The sequence below is a fragment of the Algibacter sp. Ld11 genome, assembly GCF_045066735.1.
Classification (GTDB): Bacteria; Bacteroidota; Bacteroidia; order Flavobacteriales; family Flavobacteriaceae; genus Algibacter.
Window position 1 is genome coordinate 282,933 of record NZ_JBISHH010000022.1, and the last position, 13,937, is coordinate 296,869.

The 13,937-nt window shown below is 33.3% G+C and carries 8 protein-coding genes; 1 reads left to right on the forward strand and 7 read right to left on the reverse strand.

Annotated elements, in window-relative coordinates:
- The 7 genes from ACJJV4_RS09200 to ACJJV4_RS09230 all read right to left on the reverse strand — a co-directional run bounded on the left by ACJJV4_RS09200 (position 1) and on the right by ACJJV4_RS09230 (position 13,112).
- The gene (locus ACJJV4_RS09200; RefSeq protein WP_405293665.1) at positions 1 to 1,515 is read right to left on the reverse strand and encodes a sulfatase; all 1,515 of its coding nucleotides are present in this window, start codon (positions 1,513 to 1,515) and stop codon (positions 1 to 3) included.
- A 9-nt stretch (positions 1,516 to 1,524) separates the two neighbouring features.
- Complete coding sequence (locus ACJJV4_RS09205) at positions 1,525 to 2,949, reverse strand: arylsulfatase (protein WP_405293667.1); 1,425 nt, start codon at positions 2,947 to 2,949, stop codon at positions 1,525 to 1,527.
- 14 nt (positions 2,950 to 2,963) lie between these two features.
- Entirely contained in the window at positions 2,964 to 4,337 is a 1,374-nt protein-coding gene (locus ACJJV4_RS09210; protein WP_304404388.1) for a sulfatase, read from the reverse strand.
- Between the two features lie 294 nt (positions 4,338 to 4,631).
- Positions 4,632 to 6,035 (reverse strand): sulfatase, encoded by a 1,404-nt coding sequence (locus ACJJV4_RS09215; protein WP_405293670.1) that lies wholly within the window; start codon positions 6,033 to 6,035, stop codon positions 4,632 to 4,634.
- Between the two features lie 7 nt (positions 6,036 to 6,042).
- Positions 6,043 to 7,656: a T9SS type A sorting domain-containing protein gene (locus ACJJV4_RS09220; RefSeq protein WP_405293672.1), complete on the reverse strand. Its 1,614-nt coding sequence runs from the start codon at positions 7,654 to 7,656 to the stop codon at positions 6,043 to 6,045.
- A gap of 95 nt (positions 7,657 to 7,751) precedes the next feature.
- The gene (locus ACJJV4_RS09225; protein ID WP_405293674.1) at positions 7,752 to 9,857 is read right to left on the reverse strand and encodes a glycoside hydrolase family 127 protein; all 2,106 of its coding nucleotides are present in this window, start codon (positions 9,855 to 9,857) and stop codon (positions 7,752 to 7,754) included.
- A 9-nt stretch (positions 9,858 to 9,866) separates the two neighbouring features.
- Positions 9,867 to 13,112 (reverse strand): glycoside hydrolase family 2 TIM barrel-domain containing protein, encoded by a 3,246-nt coding sequence (locus ACJJV4_RS09230; RefSeq protein WP_405293676.1) that lies wholly within the window; start codon positions 13,110 to 13,112, stop codon positions 9,867 to 9,869.
- Between the two features lie 389 nt (positions 13,113 to 13,501).
- On the opposite strand from ACJJV4_RS09230, the gene ACJJV4_RS09235 reads away from it, so the two are divergent.
- Entirely contained in the window at positions 13,502 to 13,711 is a 210-nt protein-coding gene (locus ACJJV4_RS09235) for a hypothetical protein (protein ID WP_405293678.1), read from the forward strand.
- Positions 13,712 to 13,937: the final 226 nt, after the last annotated feature.

Below are 13,937 nucleotides of genomic sequence, written 5' to 3' on the forward strand. Positions count from 1 at the left end.
TTAATTCTTTTTAGATTTTTTATACTCATCGGTCATTTTCTTAAATCCAATTTCTACGCCGTCTTGCATTTGTTTGTATAGCTCTGGTTTTTCTGCTTTTACATATTTAAAAACATCAACAGCTCCTGCGTGTGTTGGGTTATAAATATTACTCACGGGTTTCATGGTGTCGTCTAAAACCAAAGTTTTATTTCGCATTTCTGTTAATTTTGATGCATAATCTGGGTTGTTAGAGAGGTTATTTAACTCTTGAGGATCGCTTTTTAAATTATACAATTCTTCTTTTGGTTTAGAATTTGCAAAGAAGAATTTCTGTGCATCATTCAATTTCCCTTGTTCGTTAAGTGTTCTCATAACATGAACGGCAGGTCTGTAAAATTCTAAATAGGCTTGATGCGCATCAAAAGGAATTTCTGGTTTGTCATTTCTAATGTATTTCCATTCTTCGGATGTAATTGCTCTGGACTTCTCTTCTATTTCATCCCATAAATCACGAGCTGCATATACATAATCACGATTAAAGTCTTTATTGAAAATGGGTTTTCCCGTCATGTATTTTGGAATTTCTATTTTGGCAAATTCTAAAATAGACGCGGTAATATCTGTTGCGCTAACAACCTCTTTTCTTATTTGTCCACCTTTTAGGTCTTTAGGATAATAAATAATAAATGGGATTCTTAAACCGGGATCGTGTAAATAGCCTTTACCACGAATGTTACAACGACCATTGTCTCCAATAAAAATAACAACAGTATTGTCTACCATATTTTTGTTTTCTAGTTCTTTGAATATCATACCAACTTCATTGTCTAAATACTCAATTTGATCGAGGTATTTTGCCCAATCTAAACGAATGGCAGGATGGTTTGCATAATATTCTGGTAATACAACATCGGCTGGATTTACAGGATGTTCTGATTGTTCTCGAACCTCGTTCCACCAATCACCACGATGTGATGCTGCTAATTGAATTTGAGCAAAAAATGGTTCATCTGCTTTTTCAAACGTATCGTATTTATCAAATAGTCCAAATTTGGTTTTTCCGTTCCATTCTCCTAGAGGCTCATGCTTAAAGTTGACATCAATTTTCCGTCCCTTTTTCATCACGCCATGATGTCCTAAAATCGTTGTATAACCTGCATCTCGAAGTAATGATGTAAATGGTTTAAATTGTTCGTTTAATGGTACATTTCTATTGCTCCTATGGTTGTGAGTATTTGTTTTAACTTGATGTGTACCAATCATCATTGCAGAACGACTTGGTGAACAAATTGGGTTTGTAACAAAAGCATTATCAAAACGAATACCCTCGTTTGCCATTTTATTAAGATGAGGTGTTTTAACTGCTGGCATGCCGTAGCATTCTAAATCCAAACTCATATCTTCTGCCATAATCCAGATGATATTTGGTTGTTTAATGTCTTTTTTTACTTCCTGTTTCTTTTCAGAATTACAAGCGAGTACGCTAGAAATTATGAGTACTGAGAACGTTATTTTAAAAATGGTTTTTATCATAATTATAGATTATTTCTTAAATACACCACCAGAAAATGGGTAATGTTCAATGACTTGGCTTTCATTTTTTAGAATGTTATTCATTTTCTCTAAGATCTCAGGATGTTGCTCAGAAATATCATTAGTTTCATTGACATCTTTTTCTAAATTGTATAATTCAGTTTTATAAGAGTTTGCAATTCTAACCGCTTTCCATTGTCCCATTCTAGCAGCTTGTTTAAAGCCTTTTACAGAAGCACCTTCTTGAATTTCCCAATATAAATGGTCGTGCTTATTTTGTTCCTTGTTTAATAATTCTGGCAAAAATGAAATACCATCTGTCTGTTTTGGCGCTTCAATACCAGCTAACTCAGCAATTGTCGGCATAACATCATAAAATGTGGATGGATGATTTGTTGTTTGTCCTGCCTTTATTTTTCCTTTCCAATAAGCTATCATGGGCTCACGAATACCACCTTCATATAAGTCTCTTTTGTGGCCTTTTAAGTTGCCAGAACTATTAAAAAATTTATAATTGTGATGATTTTCAGTAGTAGAGCCATTATCACTTGAGAATATGATTAAGGTGTTTTCTAATTCGCCACTTGCTTCTAGTTTATCAAATAGCCTTTTAATTTGGCTATCTAACATAGTAATACGTGCAGCATGGCGCCTTTCAATTTCTGGCCACTCTTCTTGCTTGTCGCTGTATAAATCTGTTTTACTTAAGAAGTACTCGTGTGCATGTGGTGTTCTGTAAGACATGTATAAAAAGAAGGGTTTATTATTTTCTTTTTTATCTAAATAGTCGATAGCAAAATTTGTTCTGAATTCGTCTAAACAGCTGTAATCATTGTAATTATAGAATATGGAATCTTGATTGTTATTTACCCAATGTACACGTTCATCTATGTCAATTCCATTTTTATCTTCGCCCCATTGTTCTTGTACAGCATAATCAAAACCTCTACCTTTAGCCCATGTCGAGACATCTTCGGGAACTCCAAGATGCCATTTGCCAATCATGGCGGATTGGTACCCTGCTTCTTTTAGCATCTCAGGAATAATAATTTCAGATTTTTTTAATGGAACTCTATCATATTTATTTTCATACTGACCTTTATTTCCTCTAATGCTCACATGTCCTGTATGCATTCCTGTCATTAATACTGCTCGCGATGGTGAGCAAACAGCGGTTCCTGCATAAAAATCGGTAAAACGCATACCTTTAGAAGCTAAATCATCTAAAAAAGGAGTTTTTATTATTTTTTGACCATACGCACCTAGTTCGCCGTATCCCATATCATCAGCTAATAGAAAAACAATATTTGGTTTTGTGTTTTGGTTGATGGGTTTAGGCGTTTCATTTTTTATAATTTCGCTTGTATCATTTTTACATGCAATAATTATAAAGACTGTAAATATTGAAAGGGTTAATATTTTAAACGTTTTCATCTATTTTAAGGTTTTTAATATTGAGGTACGGCTTCTTTTTCCCATTCAGCAATTGCTTTTTTTAAAGCTTCTGCTTTTTCAAGGTTCTTATTGATTAAATCGTTTTGTTCTGAAATATCATTTGTAACATTGAACAATTGAAATTTGCCACTATGGTATTTTACTAGTTTCCAATCGTCATCGATAACTGCAGCATATTGATCTTCGTAGCTTCGGAAGAAAAATAGTTTACGGTCTTGAAATTTCTCATTTTTAATAATAGGCATTAAACTTTTTCCTTGAATCCAGTCGTCTTTACATGTTTCTCCAGAAGCAATTTCAAGTAGCGTTGGATATAAATCTATCGATTGCACAGGTATGGATGTTTCTGTTCCGGGTTTTGTAATGCCAGGGTAATCTATTGTTAATAAAACTCTAGACCCGCCTTCACCTAAAGTGTTTCCGCCTTTTTTACCACCACTTAAAGGTGTATTTGAGTAAGCACCTCCCTGATCAGAAATTAAAATAATAATAGTATTGTCTGCAATTCCTTTGTCTTTTAAAGCTTTTCTTACCTGTCCTATAGAATTGTCTAACACTTCAACCATAGCCCCGTGCTGTGCGTATTTGCCTTTCATTCCTTTGGCTTCGTATTTTTTTATTAAATCTTCTCTACCAATAGAAGGACCGTGCACCGTGTAGTACCAAAAGGACAACATAAAGGGTTTTTTTTTGTCGTAATTTTCAATAAAGCTTGTGGCGCGATTGGTTAGAACTTCGGTTAAATAATCTCCTTTTTTTAAACCCGATTTTAAAAATCCTTTTGGGTCTTCTTCTTGCTTAAAGAAAGGGAAATAGTAATTTTTTGGATGCCCCGCATTTGTTGTTCCATACATTTCATCAAAACCCTGTTTGTCAGGATAATTGTTTGGGTGACCCAAATGCCATTTTCCTATAAATGCATTGTAATATCCATATTCTTTTAATCTTTCGGCATAAGTAACCTCTTCGACTGGTAGATAGTTAATAGAAGGCATTTGTGCTGGATCTTTTGGCCATAAGCTATATTTTTCTTCATCTGGATTTCCAGAAATATGACGAACCATTTCCATTCGAACGGCTTCTTTACCTGTTAAAATTGATGCTCTACTTGGGCTACACGTAGGAGTAGGGATGTAAGCTCTATTAAAGTTTAGACTTTCTTTTTTTAATTGATCTATGTTTGGTGTCTCAAAAAGAGAATTTCTGAAACCAACATCTGCCCAACCCCAATCGTCTACAAACAATAAAACGATGTTTGGTTTTTTAGATTTTACCTGTTTGTTTGTTTCTTTATTTGGTTGTCCTTTGCAAGATGTAAATGAAATTGCAAAACAAATTGCTACTAATCTTAATCCTTTTAATCTCATTATATAAGTGTTATATCTATTTGTATTTTGTAATTACAATTTACGGTTTCCTGAATTGTAAATAATTCCTTTTCAGGATTTAGGTACTCTATCTTTAGTTGTTGAACAAACTGTGGCTGTAAAACAAGAAAGATATTATAGTTGTATCTGGATAATTAAACAGATTTTGGAACGTGCTTTTTTATTATGATTTATTTACTTGTAAATATCATGTGATTACTTTGTTTTTTTGTTCTCACAAGTTTACAAAATGTCTGTTGTAGTAAATTTTATAGCATTTTGGCTGTTTGGAAACTACTTCAGAATATGCTGAAGCTCTTTTCTAAACTTTATTAGCACTTCTTTTTGAGATATACTATTAGCGATGTTGTTCCATTCCATTGGGTCTATTCTATGGTCGTATAGTTCTTCGAATCCGTTAGGGTAAATTGTATATCTGTAATTTTGGTCTCTCAATGAATGTGTTCCATTTCCTTTAGAAGTTAAAGCTATTTCATCCCAATTAGTATCGGGATTTGCTAATAATTGGGCAATGCTTTTACCATCTAAATCTTCTTTTTGAGGTAAATCGCATAAATCTAACAAGGTTGGATACACATCAATTAACGATACAATTTTTGTACTTATACCTTTAGCGCTTGTATTGGGATTATAAATTAATAAGGGCGTTTTAGCAGCTTCTTCCCAAAGTGTTTGTTTTGTCCAATGTTCTTTTTCACCCAAATGCCAACCATGATCTCCCATGAGTACAACAATGGTGTTTTGCTTATATTTACTATTTTCAAAAGCATCAATTAAATGACCTACGCAAGCATCTGCATATGATAGGTTAGCTAAATAAGCTCTAACGGCTTCTTTCCATTTTTTCTTTTCGACTAGTTGTTTATGGAGTTTTTTCTGTACACTATTGCTAGCGATGCTTCCAACATCATCCAAATCATTAGCGATTACTTCTGGAAGAGTAATATTATCAACATTATATAAATCAAAGTATTTTTGCGGTGCATACCAAGGTAAATGTGGTCTAAAAATTCCACAAGCTAAAAAGAAAGGTTTGTTATGGTCTTCTTCTAAAAACTTAACACAATAATCGGCAGATTTCCAATCGCTCGTTTCCTCATTTTCTACTTCAACGCCTTTCCAGTCGAAGGATCTTTTCATATGGCTTCCGTCTTTGTAAAAACTAAAATCTAAACCGTGTTGGAAACGCTCTTCATCTTTAGGATATGTTGAGCCCAAACCTCCTTTATGTTCCATTTCAAAAGAACCAGGGTCACTTTTTGGTCTTGGTTTTTTTGAAGGTCCTCTAGGGCTATGAAAAATTTTACCTGCGGCAGCGGTGGTATAACCATTTTGGTTAAAATATTGTGGTAGTGTAATGGTGTTTTCAAGTCCTTTTTTATCTCTAAAATGTTCCGTGTTTCCGTAAACACCAGTTGTAGATGGGTTGTATCCAGTTAATATACTTGTTCTTGATGGATTGCATAATGGGGCAGAGCAATAAGCATTTTTAAAAACCATACTTTTTTTTGCAAAGGCATCCATGTTTGGAGTAATGGCTTGTCGGTTTCCACCAAAGGCACCAACCCAATCATTCATGTCGTCTACCATAATTAAAATTACGTTAGGTTTGTCTTGAGAAAAACTAAGCACGGTACTAAATGATAAACAAAGGAAAAGTAAATTGGTCTTGAACATAATAGGTTTAATTAATTATTAATTTTTTTACAGATTGATTTTCGAAATTAACAAAGTAAACACCTTTTTTTAATTGATGTAATTGGATTGTGTGTATTGAATTTAAAGTGTTTAGTTTTGTTTTAAAAACTTTTTTTCCAAAAAGGTTAAAAATTGAAATCGTTTCAATTTCTTTATTTGTTAGAAGTGTTAGTTCTCCCTGAGTAGGATTAGGGTACATAAGAATTTTATTGAAACTATAATCTTTAATGGATAGCGATCCATTTTCTAATGGATTTCTGGGGTTTGGAGTGTTTCTATAATCGGCAGGAACCCAAAAGTTGACACCATCGATGGTTTCGTTACAAGCCTCATAATCATCATAGCTATTTATAAAAAAGGCATTAGCTGGCATATAATAAGTGTCAATGTTATAACCGTTTGCTGTTACTTCAGAGATTGGAAAATCGATATTGTAATGCCCTGGTTTGTCTTGCTCTGACAAAACAGCACCAATTGCTGGTCCATTTCTACTTTCGCCATCTATATTTAAAGTTGTAGAAATTCCAATACCATTAGAGCGTTTTACACGTAATTGACATGGTATGTATCTTAATCTTTTAGATGGATGTAATTGTGCATCTTGACCAAAGTTGGCAGTTACGTTTCTAACTATTGAAGCGCTATTAAAAGAGCCAGGCGTTAATCCATCGGCTTCTTGATCGTCTGTTGCAAAGCCAGCTGACCAGACAACACCACCTTCGCAGCTCGTTGCTGTAATATTTCTCATATCAAAAAATCCTTGGTCTAAAGTATGTGGGGAAAGTTGTAAGGCACTTTGACCATTAGTACACTCAAGATTTCGTCCATAAATATTATCTAGTTTAAGGTCTTCAAAAAGAGCTTCAGGGGTGTATTGAATTAAGTTAAAACCAGTTTCTAACCTTAAAGCAACACCACCAACACAAGATAAATCTCTAAACAGTATATTTTTTCCAGCTTGTGTTTGTACTAATCCATAACCATAATGGCCATTAACCATGGAACCATTTTCAATGATACCATTTTGTGGCACACCTCTAACCGAATTAATTACACTGTTTGAAGTTGTATAATTAGTTCCAAAAGCTAAAGAAGAAAACTCGGTATAGCTATCTGTAATATGAAAATTAGCTATTTTAAAATTACTACAATATTTAAAATTTATAACTCTAACTCGAAGTGTTGATGCTAAACCTGTTAAGTCGAAATTAAATTTTCCACCTGTACCAATAATACTAAAATTGGTAACTCCAGTGTTATTATCAGCATTAAATATGGCATTGTTTACACCTTGAATAGGGTTATATGGCATGATGGTTACTCCAGAATTCACTTCTATATGCACGTTAGATTTTAAAGGAACTTCAAGGATTTTATACGTTCCTGCTTGCACAGTTAATGTGCCTCCAGAAGCGCTTAAAGCATTTATTGCATCTATAAACATTTGAGAGTCGTCACCGGTTCCTAAAGATGGATTAATAGTTTGCGTTCCTGCACCTATGGAGGGATTATAAAACGAATTATCTGGAGGTGTTTGAGATTGAATAGGTAAAACTAAACCTAAAATAAAAAATATTAATATAGCGTATTTAGTTTTCATATTAAGGATTTTCAGAGTATTACAAATTAAAAAGACAATTACTTGGTAATTGTCTTTTTAGGTTTAATAAATGTTTCTGATAGTAAATAGATGGTCTATTTCCATATAATTGGCATAAATACAGTCATTTCACTAACACCTCTGTTACTCCAGGCGTAGTAGGGTATAAAGGTGGCTTCAAATGGTTTCCAAGTTTGTTTTTTTAATGTTCTATACATGTCGTTGTCTTTATCAGATGTTAATAAAACATTTCCTTTTAGAGTTGTAAGTCCTCCTAAAAATCCGACTAGTTTTTGTGAAGTTAATGTGATGTCCGAAGGGAGGTATACATCCAATACATTTGTGTTTTTTGGTAAATCTGGAGTTTCCACACAATACACAACTGGCCCTCTTTTAATTGCGGCTTGATTTCTAATTTCTTCAATTTTTCTATGTCCTACAACCAATTCATATTTCATAGGCATGTTTAAAGAAATTATATCACCGGCTCTCCATTTTCTATTAATAGTAGTGTATTCACCTCCTTTAAGTTCAATGTTTTCTTTTTTACCGTTTATTGAAATTGAACTATTTTGAGCCCATTTTGGAATTCTTAATAAAATATCGAAAGCATCGTTTTTACATCCTTCAATTGTAAAGCTAACGGCTCCATCCCATGGATAATCTGTTTTTTGTTTCAATTTTATTTTCGAACCATCTAATAAATGCGTTTCCAGTTTATTTCCTCCATATAGGTTTACAGCGAGCCCATTATTCGTTAAGCTATAAGCCCATGTTGATAGTTTTGCAATGGTTCTAACTAAATTTGGAGGGCAACAAAAACATGGGATATAAGAGACTCTTGTTGGATAATCGGTGCCTCCCATTTTATGATCAAAACTTCTTCTTAAGGGATTTGTATAGAAAAAGTTAGTACCACCAAGGTCGATCCCAGCCAGAGCACTGTTGTACATAACGGTTTCGATAACATCGGCATATTTAGATTCTCCTTTTACGCTCATCATTCTATAGTTAAACATCGCGTTGCATAGGTTGGCACATGTTTCATTATAGGCATTTGCATTGTGCATCTCGTAATCTATTGTAAAAGCTTCGTGCACAAAATCCCTATGAGACGAGCCACCATCGTGTTTTTGTCCGCAAGCTCCAGTTATAAACATTTTCTGATTTACAATATTCCCCCATATGCGATCTAAAGCTTCAATTAGCGCTTGTTCTCCTGTTTCAGCATATACATCTGCTGCTCCAGCATAATAATACAAGGCTAAAACGGCATGACCAACGGCTTCTTTAGATTTTCTTAACGGAATTCTTTCTTGCGTCATATCACCTATATTTCTATAGCTCACTGTAGGGTCTACGCGTACTTTAGATTTGCCACGCATATTTATAAAAATTTCTGCAAGTTCTAAATATCTGTTGTCTTTAGTGGTTCGATACAGTTCTACTAAACCCATAATTTGTACTTGATTAAAACCAAATCGGGCAAGCTTTTTTGGTTGAGGCTGAAACACATCATACAAATTGTTGGCATGTTTTATTGCAATATCTAAAAAGTTGCGTTTGCCAGTAAGTCTATAATGCGTTAAAGCGCTTATGTATAAATGACCACTGTTATACATTTCGTGGTATTTTACTTCAGAAAAAGGTTGCTTTTCGGGAATTGTTATTTGAGTTTGTAAATACCCATTTTCTAATTGTGCTTTCCCAATAATGTCGATATAGTTATCAATTTCTTTTAATATTTTTTCGTCTTTATTTATAGCATAGATGTATAATGAAGCTTCCATCCATTTGTAAAAATCGCCATCGTGCCAAAACATGCCTTCGTGTTTTCCTTTTTTTAAACCAGCTGCAATTTTAAAATTGTTTAATGCAAAACCTGTATCACCAGTTAATATCTTCCCCATATTAGGTATCATTACTTTTTCAGCTAATTCAAACTTATCTGCCCAAAAACCATCGGTCCATACACAATCGCCGATATTTATATTTTTAAACTTTACATGTTTACTATTAGAATAATCTACACTTCCAGTACCTTTATTTTTTAAATTATTAATACTTTTTGGAAGTATATCATTGGAAACGAATTCTAGTTTCGCTGTTAAAACCTCAGGTTTAGTAAGGTCTTTGTTTTTTTGTTTACAAGAAACTAAAGCAAAAATTGCTAATGTGATAAGTAAAAATATTTTTTTCATTATGTTCTTTTATTTTAAAGGACTTATTTTAAATTCAAAATTGTATTTCCCAGAGTTAATTAGATAATGAGGTAACATTTCTGATAATGTTCCACCAATTCCCATTTGTATTAAATCTAGGTTCAATGTGTAAAACCCTTGAGGTTTTAGTTCGTATGGATGTCGTGCTTGCTCTATGTTTTCTGCTGAATACGGCCAAATTGAAAATCCAAATTCTGGCTTTCCAGATATTTGTATTCCTGAATTGTTATTACACGTAAGTTGTAGCCACCTTACATCGCAATGATTTCCGTTTTCTTGTGGCTGGATGTAGTTGTGAAATAGGTCATCCGTTTTCATAACATATTCATCAACTTCAGCTCCAAGTTTTCTGTCCAGGTAATTTCCCCATGGACCTCTGCCGTAAAATGAAGTGTTTTTGAATTCATCATTAACTCCTAGAGTAACTCCAAAACGAATAAGATTAGGTAGGGATTCGTCTGCGTCTAAATTAATTTTTACCGCTATGGTTCCATCACTAAAAAAAATGTAAATGGTTTCTAGTAAAACTTGATTGTTGTCTTTTTGATTGACAGTAATTTTAGCAGTGTTGTTTTTTATTGCATGTTGAATCACCGTGTTTTTGGCTAATTTATTAGGCATGTTTTGCCAAACTTTTTTTGAAGCTTTAAACAATTTACTACTTGTGCCTCTAACATCGTTATCAATTGGTGGACGATAAAAATTTGGACGTAAAGGAGAGTAAAGTTGTTCTGTGTTTTTTATTACATAAGAGAAAAGTTCACCATTTGTTTTAGATATTGTTGCAGAAAAAGTATTTGATTTAACGAGTATGTTATCACCTTTGTCTTCAATATGTATAGCGTCTTTAGACGTTGAAGTATAACTGTTTGTTACCTTTCTTGGTTTTAAAAGAATTTGATCTTTAGCTACTTCGTAGCCTTTTGTAGTCCATAAACGATTTGTTTTTTCATGCACACTTATACGTAACCAGTATTCGGAATCTTCTTTAAAGGTTGTGCTTTTATAAGGAATATTAATTGTGCCTATAGTTCCGGCTGGAATAGATTGAGGTTTTAATGTTCCAGACTGTAGCGCTTTTCCATTTTTAGAAAGAGTCCATCTAACATCATAATCGCTTAAGTCTGAAAAGCTGAAACGGTTGGTCACTTTTACTTCTCCTTTTTTAATATCGGCATCTTCAAAGGCAAAAGGTTGAAAAATGTACTTACACTCCCAAGCATGTGGATTTGGTTTTCTATCTGGAGAAAACACACCATTTATACAGAAATTTTGATCGTTTGGTATATCGCCAAAATCACCGCCGTAGGCATAGAAAGTTTCGCCGTTATCGTTAGTTTTTTCTAAACCTTGATCAATCATGTCCCAAATAAAACCACCTATAAAATTTTTATTTTCTCTTATAAGTTTCCAATAATCATTTAAACTTCCAATAGAATTTCCCATAGCATGCGCGTACTCACACATAATTATTGGTCTATTAATATGTTCACTTTTAAGCATATGTTTTAACTGGTAAATTTCAGGATACATTCTGCTTATTACATCTACATAATTTGGATCGTCTGGGTTGGCATGTGCAGAGCCTCTAAACACTTCTTGTCCTTCTTTTCCTTCTTTATAATTAGGGTCTGTTGGGTCACCTTGTGCACCTTCATAATGTATAAAACGTGATGGGTCGAAATCTTTTATCCATCCTGCGGCGGCTGCAAATGCAGGTCCTGTTCCGGCTTCGTTGCCCATAGACCATGAAATAATTGATGGATGATTTTTATCGCGCTCAACCATTCTTGTAATTCTTCGAAGGATTGGAATCGCTAAATTTGATTGTTGAGGCGCGTAGCTTCCTAAATGATGCGTTTCAATATTTGCTTCACCCATAACGTACAACCCATATTCGTTACATAAGTCATAAAAATAAGGGTCGTTTGGATAGTGTGAGGTTCTAACGGCATTAAAATTGAATTGCTTTAGTAATTCAACATCCTTACGCATGTCTTCTCGTGTTAATGCTTTGCCTTTTGTAGGGCTGTGGTCGTGACGGTTAACACCCTTGATTTTAATCGATTTACCATTAATTAGTAACTCGTTCTCTTTGCTAAATTCAATGTTTCTAAAGCCTATTTTTTGACTTCTAGACTCCATTGTTTTTCCTTCTGGGTTGGTAACATCCAAAACTAATGTATATAAATAAGGATGTTCTGCCGACCATTTTATCGGGCTTTTAATAGTGGCTTCTAGAAACGCAAATTTTGTAATATCGCGTTGCGGCCAACGTTCATAAAAAATATCTTCTATAGAAGCCGACATGCTTTCGGTTAAGACTTTGTTATTATCGGCATCATATAATTGCGCTTTTATTTCCCAACCTTTAAGATTGTCTTGTTTTTCTTTTACCCAAAGTTTAGGTCGTACTTCAAGTTTAGCATCGTTTAAATTTTTGTCAAATTTTGTTCTTATAAAGAAATCATTTAAAGCAATTTTTGGTTGTGCTAATAATAAAACTTCTCTATGCATTCCGCTTAAGCGCCACATGTCTTGATCTTCTAAATAGCTTCCGTCACTCCAGCGAAACACTTGTACCGCAACTCTGTTTTTTCCTATTGTAACATAATCCGTAATATCAAATTCGGCTGCTAAACGACTGCCTTGACTATATCCAATTTTTTCTCCATTCACCCATACATAAAAAGCAGAAGATACACCTCCAAAATGTAAAATAATAGATTGGTTTCCCCAATTTTTTGGCACTTCAAAATCCCTGTAATAACTACCAACAGGGTTATCTCGGTATTTTTCTATAAAGGGATATTGTGGGGGCTGAGGGCCCATATAATTGAAGTTTCTAGTTCCACCAGTTAAAATATCTGGAGTAAATGGATAAATTATATTAGAGTATATAGGTTGCCCAAAACCTTGCAGTTCCCAGTTAGAAGGCACTTCTATGTTATGCCAATCGCTACCTCCTTCAAAGGTTTCTGTAATAAAATTTGATGGTCTTTCGCTAGATTTTTCAACATAATTAAATTTCCAAATACCATTAAGCGATTTTATTCTGGCGTTTTCTCTGTTTCCATTAAGGGCATCAGAATGATTAGTAAATGAGTAACTAGGTACTCTGGCATCCATTTTGTTTTTTTCGAACATCAATTCATTTTCCCAATCATTTTGAGAAAAGCAAAATTGAACACTAATAAAGAAAAGTAAAACTGGAACTATTTGTTTTAAAGTCATTGTTTATGTTTTTGTAGTTGTAGTTTTTTTTTGTAATAATCTATAAATGAGGTTTTTAAAAATAAGAATAAAAAACTCGTTTTAATAACTTTCTTGCTTAGAAGACAAATAAAGATAATTCGGTTTTTTTTAGTAATAATAAAAAACTTACCTTGTTTTAATTCATTTTTATCCATTACATTGCCTTTTCATAGGCCTCTTTATTATTTCTACTTTTAAAGCTACAAAACACAGCCAATAGCTTGTCTTTATTGGTTTAACATTTGTTTCTTAGAATAAAATATATAGTTTTTTTAAAATAAACCTAGGTGTACAATAGATAAGAGCACGGGTACAAAGGAGTGTTATTTATATAGCACTTTGCCTTATAAATTTTTAAACACATTTATTTGAAAGCAATAAAATTACCAGTTTTAGCATTAGGTTTATTAACGGCTTCGTTTTCTTTTGGTCAAGAAACCAAAGTAGACAAAGTAAAACAGAAAAAACAATTAGCTAAAGCAGATTTAGACAATGGTGGTTTTATTAATTTAGACGAAATGAATACTAAATTCAAAGGTGAAAAACTAAAGCAGGAAAGTCTTTTACTTGAGATATGATCGAAAAAATATTTAAGCGTAAAGAAGTTGACGAAGATAAGAAATTAACTGTGTTAGAGTTTTTCGCTAAACCAAAAAATATTGGAAAAGGTAAGAGGAAAGGTCAGGAATAAGTAAAATATTTTCTGTTTTAACATTATATATGCGTATACCAAGGTAAATAATATGCCTTGGTTTTTTATTATTTTATTCATGTTTTGGATTGTGACATACAATCTATTTATCT

What these genes read in the sequence shown, in the direction of transcription:
- ACJJV4_RS09220 (WP_405293672.1), bottom strand. Translation starts at nt 7,656, where the DNA reads ATGAAAACTAAATACGCTATATTAATATTTTTTATTTTAGGTTTAGTT.
- ACJJV4_RS09230 (WP_405293676.1), bottom strand. Translation starts at nt 13,112, where the DNA reads ATGACTTTAAAACAAATAGTTCCAGTTTTACTTTTCTTTATTAGTGTT.
- ACJJV4_RS09225 (WP_405293674.1), bottom strand. Translation starts at nt 9,857, where the DNA reads ATGAAAAAAATATTTTTACTTATCACATTAGCAATTTTTGCTTTAGTT.
- ACJJV4_RS09200 (WP_405293665.1), bottom strand. Translation starts at nt 1,515, where the DNA reads ATGATAAAAACCATTTTTAAAATAACGTTCTCAGTACTCATAATTTCT.
- ACJJV4_RS09215 (WP_405293670.1), bottom strand. Translation starts at nt 6,035, where the DNA reads ATGTTCAAGACCAATTTACTTTTCCTTTGTTTATCATTTAGTACCGTG.
- ACJJV4_RS09210 (WP_304404388.1), bottom strand. Translation starts at nt 4,337, where the DNA reads ATGAGATTAAAAGGATTAAGATTAGTAGCAATTTGTTTTGCAATTTCA.
- ACJJV4_RS09205 (WP_405293667.1), bottom strand. Translation starts at nt 2,949, where the DNA reads ATGAAAACGTTTAAAATATTAACCCTTTCAATATTTACAGTCTTTATA.